This window comes from Maribellus maritimus (genome assembly GCF_022267315.1).
GTDB lineage: Bacteria > Bacteroidota > Bacteroidia > Bacteroidales > Prolixibacteraceae > Draconibacterium > Draconibacterium maritimum.
In genome coordinates, this window is sequence record NZ_JAIKLE010000014.1 from 43,309 (window position 1) to 61,965 (window position 18,657).

14 protein-coding genes and 1 tRNA gene are annotated in these 18,657 nt (G+C 38.3%); 11 read left to right on the forward strand and 4 right to left on the reverse strand.

The window, feature by feature from the left end; translation table 11 throughout:
- Positions 1-88 precede the first annotated feature (88 nt).
- Positions 89-3,778 (reverse strand): phosphoribosylformylglycinamidine synthase, encoded by a 3,690-nt coding sequence (gene purL, locus K5G00_RS13770; RefSeq protein ID WP_238766738.1) that lies wholly within the window; start codon positions 3,776-3,778, stop codon positions 89-91.
- Between the two features lie 186 nt (positions 3,779-3,964).
- Between purL and K5G00_RS13775 the strand changes: the two genes are divergently transcribed.
- Both K5G00_RS13775 and K5G00_RS13780 read left to right on the forward strand, forming a co-directional pair.
- The gene (locus K5G00_RS13775; protein WP_238766739.1) at positions 3,965-4,294 is read left to right on the forward strand and encodes a hypothetical protein; all 330 of its coding nucleotides are present in this window, start codon (positions 3,965-3,967) and stop codon (positions 4,292-4,294) included.
- A gap of 136 nt (positions 4,295-4,430) precedes the next feature.
- Positions 4,431-4,516 (forward strand) — tRNA-Leu (locus K5G00_RS13780).
- Positions 4,517-4,572: 56 nt separating this feature from the next.
- Here the strand turns inward: K5G00_RS13780 and K5G00_RS13785 are convergent.
- Positions 4,573-6,981, reverse strand: coding sequence for a sugar-binding domain-containing protein (locus tag K5G00_RS13785; protein WP_238766740.1), 2,409 nt, complete (start codon positions 6,979-6,981; stop codon positions 4,573-4,575).
- A gap of 374 nt (positions 6,982-7,355) precedes the next feature.
- Between K5G00_RS13785 and K5G00_RS13790 the strand changes: the two genes are divergently transcribed.
- Positions 7,356-8,585, forward strand: a complete 1,230-nt coding sequence (locus K5G00_RS13790; RefSeq protein WP_238766741.1) for a PQQ-binding-like beta-propeller repeat protein — start codon at positions 7,356-7,358, stop codon at positions 8,583-8,585.
- A 6-nt stretch (positions 8,586-8,591) separates the two neighbouring features.
- Here K5G00_RS13790 and K5G00_RS13795 read toward each other — a convergent pair whose 3' ends face one another.
- Positions 8,592-9,419: an amidohydrolase family protein gene (locus K5G00_RS13795; RefSeq protein WP_238766742.1), complete on the reverse strand. Its 828-nt coding sequence runs from the start codon at positions 9,417-9,419 to the stop codon at positions 8,592-8,594.
- 574 nt (positions 9,420-9,993) lie between these two features.
- On the opposite strand from K5G00_RS13795, the gene K5G00_RS13800 reads away from it, so the two are divergent.
- The 4 genes from K5G00_RS13800 to K5G00_RS13815 all read left to right on the forward strand — a co-directional run bounded on the left by K5G00_RS13800 (position 9,994) and on the right by K5G00_RS13815 (position 13,881).
- Complete coding sequence (locus tag K5G00_RS13800; protein WP_238766744.1) at positions 9,994-10,665, forward strand: Ig-like domain-containing protein; 672 nt, start codon at positions 9,994-9,996, stop codon at positions 10,663-10,665.
- A 378-nt stretch (positions 10,666-11,043) separates the two neighbouring features.
- The gene (locus K5G00_RS13805; protein WP_238766745.1) at positions 11,044-11,946 is read left to right on the forward strand and encodes an NmrA family NAD(P)-binding protein; all 903 of its coding nucleotides are present in this window, start codon (positions 11,044-11,046) and stop codon (positions 11,944-11,946) included.
- A 21-nt stretch (positions 11,947-11,967) separates the two neighbouring features.
- Positions 11,968-12,885: an SDR family NAD(P)-dependent oxidoreductase gene (locus tag K5G00_RS13810; RefSeq protein WP_238766747.1), complete on the forward strand. Its 918-nt coding sequence runs from the start codon at positions 11,968-11,970 to the stop codon at positions 12,883-12,885.
- A 75-nt stretch (positions 12,886-12,960) separates the two neighbouring features.
- The gene (locus K5G00_RS13815) at positions 12,961-13,881 is read left to right on the forward strand and encodes a helix-turn-helix domain-containing protein (protein WP_238766748.1); all 921 of its coding nucleotides are present in this window, start codon (positions 12,961-12,963) and stop codon (positions 13,879-13,881) included.
- Between the two features lie 83 nt (positions 13,882-13,964).
- Here K5G00_RS13815 and K5G00_RS13820 read toward each other — a convergent pair whose 3' ends face one another.
- Entirely contained in the window at positions 13,965-14,324 is a 360-nt protein-coding gene (locus tag K5G00_RS13820) for a winged helix-turn-helix transcriptional regulator (RefSeq protein ID WP_238766750.1), read from the reverse strand.
- Between the two features lie 108 nt (positions 14,325-14,432).
- Between K5G00_RS13820 and K5G00_RS13825 the strand changes: the two genes are divergently transcribed.
- From K5G00_RS13825 to K5G00_RS13840, 4 genes are all read left to right on the forward strand, one after another.
- Positions 14,433-15,062, forward strand: a complete 630-nt coding sequence (locus K5G00_RS13825) for a nitroreductase family protein (RefSeq protein ID WP_238766751.1) — start codon at positions 14,433-14,435, stop codon at positions 15,060-15,062.
- A gap of 421 nt (positions 15,063-15,483) precedes the next feature.
- Positions 15,484-16,284: an SDR family NAD(P)-dependent oxidoreductase gene (locus K5G00_RS13830; RefSeq protein ID WP_238766753.1), complete on the forward strand. Its 801-nt coding sequence runs from the start codon at positions 15,484-15,486 to the stop codon at positions 16,282-16,284.
- Between the two features lie 3 nt (positions 16,285-16,287).
- A complete protein-coding gene (locus K5G00_RS13835) occupies positions 16,288-17,202 on the forward strand; it encodes a helix-turn-helix domain-containing protein (RefSeq protein WP_238766754.1) in 915 nt (304 codons plus the stop codon).
- A gap of 141 nt (positions 17,203-17,343) precedes the next feature.
- Positions 17,344-18,582, forward strand: coding sequence for a multidrug effflux MFS transporter (locus K5G00_RS13840; RefSeq protein WP_238766756.1), 1,239 nt, complete (start codon positions 17,344-17,346; stop codon positions 18,580-18,582).
- The last annotated feature ends 75 nt before the right edge of the window (positions 18,583-18,657 follow it).

Sequence of the window (18,657 nt, forward strand, 5' to 3'; positions counted from 1 at the left end):
TTAGTTATTAGTGAGTTTATATTTCCCATAAAAAAAAGAACCGTCCTAAAAGAACGGCTCTTTTGATTGGTTATGAAATAATTTAAAATTATTTAGTTTTTTCAGCAATCCAGTTTTTGGCATATACAAAAGCCTGAATCCACGGAGCCACTTCATCGTTTTTCCTGTCTGCCGGATAATTTGCCCACAGCCACGGAGTAAATGCTCTTTCCAGGTGAGGCATCATTACCAGGTGGCGACCATCGTCGGAACAAAGTGAGGCTGCTGCATAATGCGAACCATTCGGATTTGCAGGATATGCATCGCGACTGTATTTTACCGGAATATTGTATTGTTGCTCGTTAAATGGCAAGTAGAATTTTCCTTCGCCGTGAGCTACCCAAATTCCCAGTTTCATACCAGCCATATTTTTTAACATTACCGAATCATTTTCCTGAATATCTACATTCAGGAATGCCGACTCAAATTTATGCGATTCGTTGTGCAACATTTTTGGCTGAATGCTGTGTTCCGGGTAAATCAGCCCGAGTTCAACCATCACCTGGCAACCGTTACAAACACCCAAACTTAATGTATCGTCTCGGCGATAGAATTTTTCCAGCGCAATTCGTGCTTTTTCGTTGTATTTGAAAGCTCCGGCCCATCCTTTGGCAGAACCTAAAACATCAGAATTCGAGAACCCGCCAACAAAAACAATCATCTTGATGTCTTCCAGCGTTTCACGTCCTGCAATAAGGTCGGTCATGTGAACGTCTTTCACATCCAAGCCGGCCAGATACATTGCATACGCCATTTCACGGTCGCCGTTTACTCCTTTTTCACGGATAATTGCTGCTTTTATTCCTGATGGTTTTCGGCGTTTTACATCGATTCCCAAATCAGCAGCTTTTCCGGTAAAATCTTTAAAATCGTATTCTAAGTTGAAATTTTTATAGTTTTTAAAACGTTCCAGCGCCAAATCTTTTTGCATTTGTTTGCGGTCGAGCAAATAGGATGTTTTAAACCACAAATCACGCAACGAATCAATGTCAAAATCAACTTCTTTTTCCCCATTCTTTACTCTTACTTTTCGGTAAGGAGCAGGGAACCCAAGTGAAACAAATTCAACACCGTTTTCTGAAAGTTCAGCTTTTACTTTTTCAGCATCGGAACATTGAATTACGATTCCCGGATTTTCGCTAAACAGGACTTTTGCCAAATCTTTTTCTCCAATTCCTGAAAGATCGATTTTCATTCCGCCTTTTTTGTTGCTAAAACACATTTCAAGCAAAGTGGTAATCAAACCACCGGAGCCAATGTCGTGGCCTGCTAAAATTAAGTTCGCTTCAATCAGATCCTGAACCGTATTAAAAGCGGCAACAAATTTTTCTGGGCTTTTTACTGCCGGAGCTGTTTTTCCCAATTTATTTATTGACTGTGCAAAGGCACTTCCTCCGAGTGCACGTTCTGCAAACGAAAAGTCGATGAATAAAATTTCTTTTGATTCGTCATTTATCAAAACCGGCTCAACAACTTTACGAACATCGGTAACTTCACCCGACGCTGAAATTATAACGGTTCCCGGCGCGTAAACCACATCGTCTTTGTATTTCTGAGTCATCGACATGGAGTCTTTTCCGGTTGGGATATTTACTCCCAAAGCACAGGCAAAATCACTGGCTGCCTGAACAGCGTTGTAAATTCGGGCGTTTTCCCCCGGATTTTTTGCCGGCCACATCCAGTTGGCACTTAATGAAATGCTGCGGATTTTATCCGGCATTGGCGCCCAGATAATGTTGGTCAGCGCTTCAGCAATGGAAAGAACCGAGCCTTTCACTGCATCAACCAAACCTGCAACCGGCGCATGCCCCAATGAAGTTGCACTTCCGGCTTTTCCCTGGTAATCCAGCGTGATTACCCCCAGGTTGTTCAAAGGAAGTTGTAATTCTCCGGCACATTGCTGTTTGGCAATTCGTCCGGTTACCGAGCGGTCAACTTTGTTGGTTAACCAGTCTTTACAAGCTACTGATTCCAGTTGAATTACGCTTTCAACCAGCGTATTTATTTCTTCGTTATCGTATTCTAATTCTTCAAAATCGGGAATTACAGTTGTATCTTCCAAAACCGTTTTGGGCGGATTTCCAAACATGTAACCTAATTGCCAGTCAATAGGTTTTTCGCCTGTTTTTGAGTTTTCAAAAGTAAACTGCATATCGCCGGTAGTTTCGCCAATTTCATAAATCGGAGCCCGTTCGCGTTCAGCAATTTTTTTGAGTAACTCCACACTTTTCGGTTTCATCACAAGCCCCATGCGTTCCTGCGATTCATTCCCGATGATTTCTTTTTGAGAAAGGGTAGGGTCGCCAACCGGAAGTTTGGCCGTGTCAATTTTTCCACCGGTAGTTTCCACCAATTCAGAAAGACAGTTTAAATGTCCGCCTGCACCGTGGTCGTGGATGGAGATGACGGGATTTTCGTCTGCCTCACTCAAGGCACGGATAGCGTTGTACACACGCTTTTGCATTTCAGGATTGGCACGCTGAACAGCATTTAATTCAATAGCGTTGGCAAATTCTCCGGTTGCTACAGAAGAAACTGCGCCTCCGCCCATTCCGATTCGGTAATTGTCACCACCTAGTAAAACTACTTTGTCGCCAACACCCGGATCGTCTTTCAGGCTGTCTTTTTTATTTCCGAAACCGATACCTCCGGCCAGCATAATTACTTTATCGTAACCGTATTTTTTGAAGTTTTCAAAATGTTCAAAAGTGAGCAAGGAACCGTTAATCAGTGGCTGCCCAAATTTGTTTCCAAAGTCGCTGGCTCCGTTTGACGCCTTTATCAAAATTTCTTCGGGAGTTTGGTACAACCAGTCTCTTTCTTCGGTTGCCTGCTCCCAACTGCGTTGTGCTTCTGTTCTCGGATAAGAAGTCATATAAACCGCAGTTCCGGCAATGGGTAAGCTTCCTTTTCCACCACCAATTCTGTCTCGAATCTCACCACCTGTTCCGGTTGCTGCTCCGTTAAAAGGTTCAACGGTTGTGGGGAAATTATGTGTTTCAGCTTTTAATGAAAGAACGGTTTCAATATCTTTTACTTCAAAGAAATCGGGTTTATCCTGCGTTGCCGGGGCAAATTGCTCTACTACCGGACCTTGAACAAACGAACAATTATCTTTATAAGCTGAAATAATTTTATTCGGATTTTTTTGCGAAGTTTTTTTAATCATCTGAAAAAGTGAAGATTCCATTTCTTTTCCATCGATGATAAAAGTTCCGTTAAAAATTTTGTGTCTGCAATGTTCCGAGTTTACCTGTGCAAAACCATAAACTTCGCTGTCAGTAAGCGGGCGTTCCATTTGCTCCGAAACAGATTTTAGATAGCCAATTTCGTCTTCACTCAAGGCTAATCCTTCCTGTTCGTTATAAGCTGCAATGTCTTCAATGTTGACAATTGGCTCAGGTTGTTTGTTTATTGTAAAAATTTTCTGAGTCAGGTTTTGATACATTCGTTGTAACATCGGATCGTATTCCGCATTCTGATTTTCAACTTCAAAAAATTCTTCCATGCGGATAATGTCATCAATGCCCATATTCTGAGTAATTTCTACTGCATTGGTACTCCACGGAGTAAGCATTTCTTTGCGTGGCCCAACAAACCATCCAAAGAGTTCTGTTTCGAGTTGATACTCAGCTTCTGAAAAAAGCCAAATTAGTTTTTCTATATTTTCCTGACTTAAAGTCTGTTTGGAGCTGACAGCGATGATACTGTTACTTTGGGTTTTGAAAAATTGAATCATTTTGCAGCACTAATTTTGATATGGAACATGTTTTATAACACGCTGCAAAGATAGAAAATAATTGGAGGGGCATAATTATAATTTTTCTTCTTAAAACGATTAGTTTTCAACAAGCAAATCGTTAAATACTTTTAAATCGTGAGCTTTATTAAATATTCTGATTATTTTTCGGCAAAATTTATTTGGATGAAGTTTCGTGTTATACTATTTGGTTTGCTGTTTTTTGCCTTTTTTTCATGTGGTACAAAAAAACAATTGCAGAGGGAGTACAAAGGTAAGCCTGTAGCTTTACTTAAAGAGACCTTTGGCGAGCCCAAAACAGTGTTGGAACAGGAAAATGCAACTGTTTATGTTTTTGAAAAGTTAAAAGAGCTGGAGAGTACAGAAATCAGTCAGGGAAAACTTACTCTCGATGAAATTGTCACACCGAAAGTAAATAAAACCGAGCGCTACTATTTTACGGTAAGAGACGGAATAATTGTGGAAATCCGATATGAAGAAGAATACGAAAGATAACCCTAACAAATTATTCTAAAACTATTTCCAGTTTAAAGAAATTTTATAGTTTTGCACTCACGTTTTTTGAAAACAAAAAATTAATGTGCCAAAGTGTTGGCAAACAGCATTAAGAGTTTAAAATGAAACAAGATACGCCCAGGTGGTGGAATTGGTAGACACGCAAGGTTGAGGGCCTTGTGGGAGAATTTTCCCGTGCAAGTTCGAGTCTTGTTCTGGGCACAAAAAGGAGAGCCAGTATGACTCTCCTTTTTTAATTCGTATTGGTTTACAGATACTTAGTTTATTTCTAAACTAATTGATTCAATTAATGGTGATGAAAGTTTTACCGACATCGGAGTCTGAGTCGAGTCTTTTTTTAGATAAATCACCATTCGGCCATTGACACAGCGCTGTTTGTTGTCATGATAATTTTCCGAAGCATTGCGGGAAGCACTTTCCATTCCCATTAAACTTCCTCCGGTTATACGGCACGTTACTTCATTGTCGGCCAAAACTACATGATTCCCATTTTCATCCAAAACCGTTACAATTACCTGTCGTACCAACTCATTGTCTTTTGTTTCCAGCACTTCGGCTTTCAAATGGGCAGGCATGGTATTTGTAAAAATATTGTCGCTTACTACTTCCTTTCCGTCATTGAAGGCAACTACTTTCAATTCACCCGGTGTATAATTTACATCCCATGCAATGATTCCGGTTTCTTTGTCATAGGGTTGACGTTTGCCAATTATTTTTCCGTTTAACAGCAATTCAGCCTCTTCACAGTTAGTATAGCAGACAACTTTTACCGGCGCATCTTTATCGTAGTTCCATACATGCGGCGCATCAGCAGATAACCAGTTTCCACGTCGTGCTCTCCTGTTGTCAAATTGCTGGTAGGAGCCAACATATACCATAGGTTTTTCACTCCATAATGATTTGCGGAAATAACCTCTAGGTTTTATGTCTCCGGCGAGGTTTAATAAGCCGGCAGAAGAGCCCCGCGATGGCCAGGGGCCGGCTTCACCCAGGTAATCGATGCCTGTCCATAAAAACTGTCCGAAGATAAATGGCTTCTCTTTTACTGCATACCATGCCTGAATGCTGTGCCCGTTTTCACTTCCGTAAAGTATCCTTTCAGGATATTTTTGATGATCTGTATCGTAGCGATTTTCCGTGTAATTATAACCCACAACATCAAGAACAAAAGGGTATTCGGTATAGTTGGACATCACAGCTCCTGCAAGTGCCGCCGTTACCGGTCTTGATGTGTCAGCTTCTTTTACTGTGGCTACCAGTTCTTTTGCTATTTCACCAAGACGCTCTGCCCTTGGGTGATTTTTTAACATACCACGAACATGCTGCTGACCAATTCCTTCATCGTCGAGTATAGGGTGGGTGTAAGGATCATTGGGATAATCCACTTCGTTTCCTATACTCCACATGATAATTGACGGATGGTTTCTATCGCGCAAAATCTGATCCTTTAAATCTTTTTTGTTCCATTCCCTAAAATATTCAAACGATCCCTGGTGCCCGGGAGTACCTTTGTTCCAGCCGTCAATCCATTTGTTTTTAGGGTATTCCCATTCATCAAATGCTTCATCCATGACTATAAATCCCAGTTCATCGCACAAATCATATAGATCGGTGGCCTGAGGATTGTGACTGGTACGAATAGCATTGCATCCGAGGCTTTTTAACTGCTCCAAACGATGCCGCCACACTGATTTGGGAACGGCCGAACCTAATACGCCGGCATCATGATGAATACATACTCCTTTCAATTTTGTATTTTTCCCGTTGAGTGAAAAACCGGTATTCGGATCGAATTCTATTTTGCGGATCCCCACTTTACAACTGCTTTCATCAATCAGCTCATATCCTTTGTAAACTTTTGTATTCAATGTGTATAAGTAAGGTGAATCGATATTCCAAAGCTTAGGAGAGTCCAGTTTTATGGATTGGGAAAAATCAGTTTGTGAATTGCCGGTTGCCTTCCCGTTTTTTGAGGATGACGCTACTTGGTTTCCTTTTGCATCGACCAACTCGTGAATGATTTTTATAGAGGCAGTTTCAATGCTATTGTCAATCGTTGTATTGATATTTATGATTGTTCTGTTGTTTTCTATTGTCGTTTGATAGGTCACTCCCCAAAGGTTGATGTGAATTGGATTGGCATGAATCAAATACACATCCCGATATATTCCTGAACCTGTGTACCATCGTGAATCAGCATCCTCGCTGTGATTTACTTTTACCGCAATTGAATTCTTCTCTCCCCATTTTATATAAGGTGTGAGTTCATACATAAACGAAACGTAACCATTGGGGCGCTTACCCAGCCACTTTCCGTTTACAAATACTTCACTGTTATTATAAACTCCTTCAAAATAAATATAAACTTTGTTCCCTCTTTTTTCTAAAGGAATGTCAACCTCTTTTCTGTACCAACCGATTCCGCCGGGCAGAAAACCGGTGCAACTTGCCAATTCCGGACTGGCATTTTGTTTTACGCTCCAGTCATGAGGAAGATTGACTGCAGTCCATTGGCGGCAATCCAGGAATTCTCTTCCGCCATATTGTACATCACCCAGATTAAAAAACCAATCGTTGTTTATTTGTTCCTTGTAACCAAATCCCTGGGGATATCCACTCTTGGTTATTGTTATGGCTATGACTATCAGAATTATAATTTTATTCATAAGATTAAGTTTTGCTGGTTTACTTTTGATTTTAATTTTTAGCTAAATTAAGGAACAAAAACTTAAACTGATTATGAATAACGAGAGTTTGCTTTTATTGAGAAGATAAAAAGTCATTCAACAATGTCTTTATTGACAGGTTTTTCGGAAAAATGGGTTTATTTCAGTTCAAATTTATAACGCTTGAATGAGAATGAGGAATAATTTGCAGGGGTTTCACGTTGTTTAGGAATTGTTTGACTGAAAAATGTTTAAATTCAGAAAATGACAATTAGAAGTAAGTATATTATTAAATAGTTGTTTCGACAAATAGATTTATAATTCACTTTTTTTTCTCATTTTTAGCCAACTATAATCAGTAAAACCAATAAACTATGAAAAAAGGATTTCTTTTTGGTAGTATTCTTTACCTCTGGACGAGCTGTTTTGCAACTGCACAAAACTGGCCCAATTGGCGTGGGGGAAATGGTGACGGAACAAGTTTGGAAACGAATTTACCTGTTCAGTGGGATGCTAACACAAACATAATTTGGAAAACGAAAGTACCCGGTTTTGGACATTCGTCTCCTATCGTTTGGGAAGACAAGCTTTTTTTATTTACCGCCGATACAGAAACACAGGAAAGAATTTTGCTTTGTTATAACAGCAACAGCGGAGATTTGATTTGGCAAACATCGTTGCTAAAGGCAAAACTGGAGGATAAACACAGTGACAATAGCTATGCATCGGGAACACCGGCAACCGATGGAAAGATGGTTTATGTATCGTTTTTTGACGGCGAAAATGTTATCGTAGCAGCTTATGATTTTTCAGGAACAGAAATCTGGAGACAAACCCCGGGCACTTTTTCAAGTCCGCACGGGTATAGCTGTTCGCCTGTTTTGTTTGAAGATAAAGTAATTATCAACGGAAATAGTTTAGGCGACTCGTTTATGGCCGCCATGAATAAAACAAGCGGCAAAATAATATGGAAAGTACCGCACGAAAAACCGGCGCACAGTTTTAGTACTCCAATCATTAGAGAAATAGACGGGGTAACTCAAATGATTTTTTGTGGCAACCAGGAAATAGCTTCTTATGATCCAAATACCGGGATTAAGATTTGGTTTGTGGATGGCCCATCCGAGGATTTCTGTTCGAGTCCTGTTTACAATAAAAAGCATGATTTGCTTTTGGTAAGCAGCGCCTGGCCTCAGCGGCATTTACTGGCGATTAAACCCGACGGGAAAGGAGATGTGTCGGAAACTCATGTGGTTTGGCGAACAACAAAAGGAGCTTATTATGTTCCATCTCCGGTTTGTACCGATGATTATTTGTATACAACAATGACGAATGGCCGGGTACATTGTTTGAATGTGACGAATGGTGACATTGTTTGGATTGAAGATATGGGAAAACAATATTCTTCCGCTGTTTTGGCCAATGGATTGGTTTATATGCCCAACGACGAAGGCGTGGTTACCGTTATCAAACCAGGCCCGGAGTTTACTGTTTTAGCCAAAAATGAAATTGGGGAGAAAATGAATGCATCTCCGGCAATAAGCAATGGAAAGATTTATATCCGGGGATATGAACATCTCTTTTGTATTGGAAAAAATGATTGAGTTTTTTTACAAGTTATAAACACGAGTGGCATTTTCATAAAGAATTAAATTTTGCTCGTATTTACTTAACGGTGCAAGCTGGGATTTTACAATCTCAACCCATGTTTTGTAGTCGGTTGCTACAAGACAAACCGGCCAGTCGGAACCAAACATTAATCGCTCCGGACCAAAAGTATTCAAAACAACGTCAAAATAGGGCTGGAGTTGTCCAACTGTCCACTCTGTAAAATTGGCCTCTGTTACCATTCCACTTATTTTGCAAAAAACATTTTCGCGTTTGCTCAATTCTTTTATGTATTTTTTCCAGTGTTCAATTTCGTTATTTTTTATTTTGGGTTTAGCAATGTGGTCAAGCACAAAAATCTGATCGGGGTGTCGATCTGCAAAACGAATTGTATTGGGAATTTGGTGTTCAAAAATCAAAATGTCATATATTAAGTCAAAGTTTTTGAGCAAACTGACTCCGGTATTAAATTTTTCTCCTAAGATAAATTCAGGATTCGGTTCTCCCTGAACAACATGACGTACTCCTTTTAGCAGAGTGTTGGAAGAATACTTTTCAAGAACGGGGTGAATATTTTCTGATGCAAGGGGAACCCAGCCAACTATACCTTTTATAAAATTGTTTTCAGAAGCCATTTGCAGCAGCCAGTCGGTTTCTTCCAAACATTGTCTTGCCTGAACCGAAACGACTCCCGATACATCTGTCTTTGAAATCGTTTTTTCGAAATCGCCGGGTAAGAAGTTTTGTTTAATGGCTGCCATTTCCTCATCTATCCAGTAAAAATCAACAGGGTTGTAGTTCCAAAAGTGGTGATGTGTATCAATAATCATATGAAAAAATTTAAAGGTGTATGTATTCCGGATCAGGTATTCCGTTTTTTTTCAATTCATTCCAAAATTCCGGGGAAAGTTTTTTTTAGTACTTCTTGATTTTCTTTCATGTGTATTGGTTTGCCCTGGTTTAGCGCTATTGCGTTTATTTGTGTTGCAGAAATAGCAAGTTTTAAGTCGGCATCGCCAGGTTTTGTTGCTTTTATTTGATTGTATTGGTTTTGTATACTAGCATTACTCAAATTTATTAAAATAGCGACAAATCGCTAAGTCGATTTAGGTTAAAAAAGCAGAGTTGAATATAACTTAAATTGTTTAAAGGCCGTATTATTTCTCAGGGTTGTCTGATTCTTGTTTCCATTAATTTATTGATTACTAACAGTTACGTGTGTACAAATAATAAAAAAAATAAATTCAAATAAAGAACTTATACGGACACCGCTTGTTGTTGTTTTTGTCAAAAGCTATATCACATGGTTCTATGTCAGATATTTAAATGCGGGATAATCATGTGGTAACTAGCGCGATTCAGGGGGTTAAGAAAGTATTTCATAAACGATTAAATTTTTTTTTAATGAAAAGGGGTTCAGTTATTCTTCTCGTATTTATTGTAGGATTGTATTCCTGCGAAAAAGAATTAAGTTCAATTCAGCTGGATAAAAATGAGATTGTAATGCATTACAACGAAAGCGAAGAATTGAGTGTTTCCTATTCTCCATCTGATGTTGATGTTCTGCCGGTTTTTTTGTGGAACTCTGAAAACGAAAATGTTGCAACCGTAGATGGAGAAGGAAATGTGAGTGGCGTGAGGGTTGGAGAAACAAGCGTCGTGGTTTCAACAAATGACAATAAGTTTGTTGATTCCTGTAAAATAGTAATTGAGCCAATAAGTAATTTATATTACGAACCTGTCTACGAACTTGGTCAAAGTATGTCTTACATAAAAAGTAACGAAATCCGTGAAGTATTAATCGAAGAAAAGGATGCATTGATTTATGATGACAGTAATACAAATGTGGTTTACGTAATGTATCGGTTTGATTCTGAAAGTCTGGAAAGTGTCACGGTTTTGTTAAAAAGTGATGTAATGTTGGAAGCTACTACATTTCTCACGGAAAGGTATGTTCCTTATTCAAATTCGGAGAATGTGTCATATTTTCAAATAAATGAAAATGTGGTTGCAGGTTTAGCTTACGACCGAAAACTAGGTCTGGTTGTTACTTATGAGGAAAATAATATTCCCTAGTTATTATCATACCGGAAATAAAAGAGTAAGGCTCTGATTTTTAAGATTTCAGCTTTTTTCTTTGTCTTTTTATGGTACTTTTTTTGAGTCGAGATGAAGTTCCCATTGAAATATATTTTTTTAACGGATTTGCTGGTTTTTCTGTTTTTCAAAAGCCCGCATAATAGAACTATTTTATTTATCGATGTGGTTGCTGACAACACTGAGTATTTAGTTGATGGAAGATGCTCGTTTGTCTGGACATTAAATAACTCGGAGTTAGCCAAAGGCAAAACGAGTCTTGTGTAGATAAACATTGTTTTGGCTAAAACGATCATAGATTTGGCTACATTGTTTTTTTTGTTTCTGCAGAACTTTGTTGAAACAAAAGATTAAAACATGAAAATAGTAGTAACAGGTTCATTGGGCCACATTAGCAAACCACTCACACAGGAATTGGTACAAAAAGGACACTCGGTTACAGTTATAAGTCGTAAAGCCGAAAGAACAAAAGCCATCGAAACATTAGGCGCACAAGCGGCTATTGGCACCATGGAAGACGTTGGGTTTCTGACAACAGCTTTCAACGGTGCCGATGTAGTTTATGTGATGGAAGCACTTGCCTATGGCAGTTTTTTTGATAAAAATCTAGACGTCATTGAAGCAAACACTCAAATGGGGCTCAATTACAAACAGGCAATTGATCAATCAGGTGTTAAACAAGTGGTTCATCTTAGCAGTATTGGTGCTCACACTAATAAAGGCACTGGCATTCTCAAGTTTCATTATAACGTAGAAAATATCTTGAAAGAACTACCAGACAATGTCGCTATTAAATTTATGCGGCCAGTAGGTTTTTACTACAACATGTATCAATATATACAAAGTATAAAAATGCAAGGGGCAATTATACAAAACTATGGCGGGGATGAAAAAGAGCCTTGGGTTTCGCCTTTGGATATTGCTGCCGTTATTGCTGAGGAAATTGAACTTCCTTTTGAAGGCAGAAAAATTCGTTACATCGCCAGCGATGAAGTTTCGCCAAATGAGATAGCAGGAACCTTGGGTGAAGCAATTGGGAAACCTGATTTAAAGTGGTTTGTAATATCTGATGAACAAATGCTAAACAGTATGATTGCCTCGGGAATGAACCCGCAAACCGCCAACGGCTTTGTGGAGATGAATGCTGCCAGGCGTGGACGAGTTTTATACGAAGATTATTATAAAAACAGACCTGTATTGGGGAAAGTAAAATTAACTGATTTTGCAAAAGAATTTGCAAGTGTATTTAACCAGGAATAATACAAAAGAAAGGTGCATAAAATGAATATAGAAAATATTGTAATGACCGGAGGAACTTCAGGATTTGGTCTGGTAACGGCAAAAAAATTGATTCAGGCAAACAACGTGAATTTAATTATGGGATACAGAAGTAAAGGTGTTAAAGATGCCGTGAACTTACCGCTCGAACTTACCAGTTTGCGCAGTGTAAACTCTTTTGCAGAAGAAGTTGTAAAGAGGTTGGGGAAAGATAAAATTGATGCACTTATATTCAATGCCGGAATAAATTATCCCAGTATTAATACCTTAACTGAGGATGGAATAGAAATCAATTTCGGCGTGAATCACCTGGCACATTTTTACCTGCTTCGTTTGCTTATGCCTCATTTATCGGGTAACGCCAAAATAATAATCACAACCAGCGGAACAATCGATCCGGCTACAAATATCTTCGGGTCTCCTCCAAAACATGCGAATGCGCTCTGGATGGCTTATCCGGAAATGGATGAAACGCTTGAAGAGGATGACAAAATAAACGGACAACGTGCTTACGCTTCATCCAAACTCTGTAATCTTTTAACTGCAATACAAATCAAAGAATTACCGGAATCCAAACAAAACAATTGGGAAGGAATAGCTTACGACCCCGGTGTAACGCCGGGGACAGGATTAGTCCGCTATTCAGATGAAGCAATGAAAATGCTTTCTCAACAATTCACCGACCCAAAAACGAGAAAAGAAAAATTCCCTTTAGCAAACAGCATTGAAGATGCAGGAAATACATTGGCTGACATAGCATTGGGCTTCATCGAACCTCCTCAAGATAGATATGTTGCTCTCCGTGGAGGTAAAATTACTTTTATGAATCCTCCGGGATTGGCTCAGAATAACGAAACAATAAAAAAAGTATGGCAGGATACAGCGTTCATTTTGAACGATAAATTAGGTTTAACCTGTTAATCTTAAACAATTCATAGTCATTATTGTGTAATAAGTAACGCTAAAAAGATGCTATAAAAACAAATGGATTGAAACATGACAAATGAATATCCAAAACGAATCAGAACAATAACAGAATTTCATCAGTTCAGGAATTTACCAAAACCGGAACATCCTTTGGTTAGCGTGGTCGATTACAGGGATATAAAACACTCTTCCGAAGAAAACCGTGTAAGCTGGGTCCTCGACTTTTATTCAATTTCGCTAAAAAGAACTTCAAATGCCAAAATGAGATACGGTCAGCAGGAATATGATTTTGATGAAGGCATAATGTTCTTTATGGCTCCCGGCCAGGTGTTTAGTGTTGAAGTGGAAAAAAACACCATCCAAAAACATACCGGGTGGATATTGCTTGTTCACCCTGATTTTCTGTGGAATACACCATTAGCCCAAACCATCAGGCTGTACGAATTCTTTGGTTATTCGGTAAACGAAGCGTTGTTTCTTTCCGATAAAGAAGAATCGATAGTCACCGGAATTATGAAAAATATCCAGCAGGAATATCATTCCAATATCGATAAATTCAGTCAGGATATAATCATTGCTCAAATTGAAACACTGCTCAATTATTCAGAACGATTTTATCATCGGCAGTTTATTACGCGCAAAATCACCAATCATAAAACGTTAAGTGAGCTGGAAGAAATTCTCACCGAATATTTCAATAGCGATGATTTGGTTGTGAAAGGATTACCAACTGTCCATCAAATTGCAGAAGCATTAAACATATCGCCCAATTATTTAAGCGGATTACTTAAAACGTTGACCGGGCAAAGCACACAGCAACATATTCACGAGAAACTGATTGAAAAAGCCAAGGAAAAGCTATCCACCACTAATTTGTCCGTCAGTGAAATTGCCTACGAACTGGGCTTTGAGCATCCGCAGTCATTCAGTAAACTATTCAAGACAAAAACGAATGTTTCGCCCCTGGAGTTTCGAAAGTCATTTAATTAAAACACGTTTTTCGGAGCACATTAATACATCGAAAATATTTGGCAGAATGTTATATCTGTATCATGCGGCACAACTATTTGAAATCACTTTTCCTCTTTATATGCAATTTCCTTTCGATGCTTTAATCCCCAATCTGCCAGATTATCAATAATTGGAAGTAATTTTTGACTATATTCGGTCAATTCATATTTTACCGTAATGGGCCGGGTGTCTTTTATTGTTCTGCTCACAAGCAGGTTCATTTCCATTTCTTTCAGTTCCCTGCTCAACATCTTCCCTGAAATACCCTCAATATCTTCCAGTAAATCAGAATACCGTTTTTCTCCAAAATAGAGAGCCGCTATAATATGCATCTTCCACTTCCCCCCTAAAACATACATCGTGTCTGCTATAGCCATTATTTTATGCCTACAGGTTTTAATATCTTCCTTACTGCTTTCCATAGAATGTTACTTTGTTACCTTAATGAAACTGTTACTTTTTGTCACTTGATGACAAAAGTAAATTAAATCTATTTAAGTTTGCACATAATAACACAAAAAAATAAGAACATGGATTTAATTAATGTACTCAATTGGCGATATGCTGTAAAGAAGTTTAACAAGGAAAAAGTTTCTGAAAAAAATGTTTCCCAGATTATAAGTGCTATATCGCTTTCAGCTTCTTCAACAGGCATTCAACCCTACAGAATTTTCGTAATTAGCAACAAGGATATCAGACAGGAATTGGCTAAAGAATCCTTTAACCCGCAAATTACTGAAGCTTCTCATCTTCTTGCTTTTGCTGCCTTTGATTCTGTAACAAAAGAAAGGATAGCAAATTTAATTCAACTTATGGCCAGTGAAAGAGGTATTCCCGAAGATAATCTGGAAGATTACAAAAACACTCTTGAGTTTCATCTTTTGGGCAGAACCAATGAAGAGAATTTTATCTGGTCATCCAAACAAGCCTACATTGCCCTTGGAACAGGATTAATAGCTGCCGCTAACTTAAAAGTAGATGCAACACCAATGGAGGGGTTTAATACTGAAAAATTAGACGATTTGTTAAATTTAAAAGAGCAAGGACTGAGAAGTGTTTTGCTCATGGCATTGGGATATCGTGATGCCGAAAAAGATTTTTTGGCAAACCAGAAAAAAGTTAGGTTGCCCATTAGTGACTTGGTAGTTGAAATAGGATAAATAATCATTCCCATCAAATTACACCTTGATTTTTTCAATAGTAATAATTTCAACATAATCTCAAAAGCATGTAAGTAAAAGCTCGAAATCTTTCCATTGGAATCACAAAATAGTATCAACTCCGCATTCAAAAAGAGATTGTGGAGTTTTTTTACTCCCCTCCCGGAGCGTTAAACATTACAGAACCTTGCTGAAACAAAAACACGAAAAGGTAAAAATGGAGACAACAAATTATTCAAGACAAAAACCAGATTTTAACCATTGGAATTCAGGCAGTCGTTTAATTAGAAAAGAGACTGACTCCCTGCAAACTACACTTAAATATAAAAAAACTATACTTCGAAAATTTGGATACAATTTCCCGACTTTTGGATACTTAAGTGAGGTTTTCATAAACGAACTTTGTATAAAAAATTGAAAAATGAAAACGACACTAATTACAGGGGCATCAAGCGGAATTGGTGAAGCTTTTGCAAAACGATTAGCAAAAGAGAAACACAACTTATTACTCGTTGCACGGTCTGAAATCAAACTGAAATCATTATGTCAGTCACTCAGCAATCAAAATGGGATTGACGCGCAGTATATTACTGTTGATTTGGCTAAGAAGGACTGCTATAAATTGATAGCGGATGAAGTCAAAAAGAGAAATCTGGAAGTGAACTGGTTAATTAATAATGCCGGTATCGGTTCTGGTGGTGATATTTTGGAATACAGTCTGGAAGATTACCAAAACATGATGCACCTAAATATGGATGCAATGGTAGCTCTCACTTACACTTTTTTACCTCAAATGCGGGCTGCCAAAAACGGAACAATTATCAACGTCAGTTCTATGGCTGGTTTTGGGGCTATTCCATATATGAACATTTATGCCGCCACAAAAGGATTTGTAAAATATTTTACTGAAGCACTTTGGGAAGAAAACAGGCTATATAATATCCAAACCATGCTACTCTGTCCTGGAGCAACAGAAACAGGCTTCTTCGATGCAGCAAAAATTGGAAATGAACGGAAAAGCAGTTTTTCAACCAAAAATCTGGAAACTCCTGATGCGGTAGTTGAATCTGCGATGAAAGGCCTTCGAAAAAAGTCAATGGTTACAATAAGTGGCTTTCAGAACAAAATAGCCCGAAGATTGCTTTTTATTGTACCAACCAAGTTTGGATTAAAAATGTGGGGTAACCAAATGCGCAAAAATCTCAAACTGGAAATTAAGTAGCTTATGCATCGTAACGAAATCTTACATGTCAAAAACATATCACAGTATTATGATATTAGTGGTTTAGGCAAACCCAGGCATCCGCTGGTAGCTATCTATTCGTTCTCTGAGATTCCAAAAATTGATATTCAGGAGCCTATTCGATTTACACTTGGTTTGTATGTGGTAACTATCAAACGCGAATGTAACTTCAAATCGCAGTATGGCCAGACCAGTTATGATTATGATGAGGGGGTTATGGGTTTTACTGCGCCAAATCAAGTTTTTAAGGCTGATGAAGATTTCTATTTCCCTGAACAAGGTTGGTGCCTGATCTTTCATCCTGATTTTTTGCTTAACTACGAGCTCGCACGAAAAATCAGACAGTATCATTTTTTCGATTATGCGGTAAGCGAAGCACTTATTTTATCGGAAGATGAAGAACGGGATATTGTAGATTTGTTTCAAAAAATAAAACAGGAAATAGACCGACCCATTGATAAATTTAGTCAGGACGTACTTATCGCGCAGTTAGATTTATTGCTTACTTATAGCAACCGTTTTTACAACCGTCAGTTTATAACCAGAAAACCGTTGAACAATCACTTACTTTCGAGGTTTGAAAATCTTTTGGAAGCTTTCTTCTCAGAGGAAAATCGACATTTGGAAGGTTTACCTACTGTAAGTTATTTTGCTAGTAAATTAAATATTTCAAGCAAATACTTCAGCGATATGCTCAAGCAACTCACAGGACTCACAGCCCAACAACACATTCATGAAAAACTGATTGAAAAAGCTAAGGAAAAATTATCTGCAACCAATCTGTCTGTAAGCGAAATTGCCTACGAACTAGGCTTTGAGCATCCGCAGTCGTTCAGTAAATTATTCAAGACAAAAACGAATGTTTCGCCCCTGGAGTTTCGGCAATCTTTTAACTAAGCTAATTTAAACCACTTTCCTGCAACTATATTAGAATAAGAAACAAAAGAATAAGATCCCAATCACGGAATGATGAATGAACAGTTCAATTTCGATTGTACTTAATCAAAACATTCACCAAATCCACTTGTTAATAACCCCATGAATGAAAAACAATCTCCAGAATTTTATAAAACAGGAAAAGGAAGAGTTAAAATAATACTAATACTTGGTATACTCACCGCTTACGTGCCTTTTTCAATTGACACCTATTTACCTGCAATGACTCACATTGCAGATTATTTCGGTACAACGTCGGCAAAAATGACGTTCTCGCTTACGACATTTTTTATTGGATTTGCAACGGGACAAATTTTGTACGGCCCGTTACTCGATTTGTATGGCCGAAAAACACCCCTGTACATTGGGTTAGTAATAAGTATCCTTGCAAGTGTTGCGTGTATTTTTGCATGGGATGCAGGCTCATTTATCATCTTCCGTTTTATTCAGGCACTTGGTGCTTCGGTAGCTTCTGTTTCGGCATTGGCTATGGTGCGCGATTTTTTCCCACCGGAAGAAAGTTCCGGAATTTTTTCGATGCTTGTTTTGGTTATCGGCAGTTCACCGCTTATTGCTCCAACTCTTGGCGGTTATATCACGGCACACATTGGTTGGCCATGGATTTTCGTGTTCCTTTCGTTAATGGCAGTGGCTCTTATAAACCTCGTCTTTTTTGTCCTTCCGGTAAATTATTTTCCCGATAAAAACTCAAAACTAAAAATAGCTGTTTTAGTAAAAGATTACTGGGCGATACTGAGTAACCCACAATTTATTACCTATGCATTGGCCGGAGCTTTTTCGTTTGCATCGCTGTTTATATACGTTGCCGGATCACCGATTATTTTTATGGAAAAATACCATATGACAGCACAAAATTTTGGTGTTGTCTTCGCCATGCTTTCGGTTGGTTTCATCGGCGGCAGTCAATTAAATATTCTGGCTTTAAAAAAATTCAAAAGTCAGCAAATATTCCAATTTGCTTTGTTGTGCCAAATGTCAATCGCAATGGTCTTTTTTATTGGCATCTTAAATAATTGGTATGGGAGAAACACTATCATCGTATTTTTATTCCTGATTTTGTTGTGTTTGGGATTTACGTCACCCAATGGCATTGCTCTTGCACTTTCGCCTATTCAAAAGAACCTGGGAAGTGCATCGGCTCTGGTCGGAACTATTCGAATTGGAATTGCAGGGCTAACTTCGGGAGGTATTGGTTTGCTAAATGTTTCAGATGGCATCCCAGTAGCAGGAATGATGCTTGTCACTGCACTTATCTCTTTTTCTATTTTGGTCATCAATAGAAAACGTATTAGCCTTTTTTCGTTGGTAAAACAAAACTAACCTTTCGCCCTTGAAATTTACACAATCGTTCAACTGACAGAACAAAATTCATTATTTCGGCTAAAACAAAAGTTG

Bases quoted from the DNA above. Each gene is read 5' to 3' on its own strand.
- purL (WP_238766738.1), bottom strand. From the start codon at position 3,778: ATGATTCAATTTTTCAAAACCCAAAGTAACAGTATCATCGCTGTCAGC.
- K5G00_RS13775 (WP_238766739.1), top strand. From the start codon at position 3,965: ATGAAGTTTCGTGTTATACTATTTGGTTTGCTGTTTTTTGCCTTTTTT.
- K5G00_RS13785 (WP_238766740.1), bottom strand. From the start codon at position 6,981: ATGAATAAAATTATAATTCTGATAGTCATAGCCATAACAATAACCAAG.
- K5G00_RS13790 (WP_238766741.1), top strand. From the start codon at position 7,356: ATGAAAAAAGGATTTCTTTTTGGTAGTATTCTTTACCTCTGGACGAGC.
- K5G00_RS13795 (WP_238766742.1), bottom strand. From the start codon at position 9,419: ATGATTATTGATACACATCACCACTTTTGGAACTACAACCCTGTTGAT.
- K5G00_RS13800 (WP_238766744.1), top strand. From the start codon at position 9,994: ATGAAAAGGGGTTCAGTTATTCTTCTCGTATTTATTGTAGGATTGTAT.
- K5G00_RS13805 (WP_238766745.1), top strand. From the start codon at position 11,044: ATGAAAATAGTAGTAACAGGTTCATTGGGCCACATTAGCAAACCACTC.
- K5G00_RS13810 (WP_238766747.1), top strand. From the start codon at position 11,968: ATGAATATAGAAAATATTGTAATGACCGGAGGAACTTCAGGATTTGGT.
- K5G00_RS13815 (WP_238766748.1), top strand. From the start codon at position 12,961: ATGACAAATGAATATCCAAAACGAATCAGAACAATAACAGAATTTCAT.
- K5G00_RS13820 (WP_238766750.1), bottom strand. From the start codon at position 14,324: ATGGAAAGCAGTAAGGAAGATATTAAAACCTGTAGGCATAAAATAATG.
- K5G00_RS13825 (WP_238766751.1), top strand. From the start codon at position 14,433: ATGGATTTAATTAATGTACTCAATTGGCGATATGCTGTAAAGAAGTTT.
- K5G00_RS13830 (WP_238766753.1), top strand. From the start codon at position 15,484: ATGAAAACGACACTAATTACAGGGGCATCAAGCGGAATTGGTGAAGCT.
- K5G00_RS13835 (WP_238766754.1), top strand. From the start codon at position 16,288: ATGCATCGTAACGAAATCTTACATGTCAAAAACATATCACAGTATTAT.
- K5G00_RS13840 (WP_238766756.1), top strand. From the start codon at position 17,344: ATGAATGAAAAACAATCTCCAGAATTTTATAAAACAGGAAAAGGAAGA.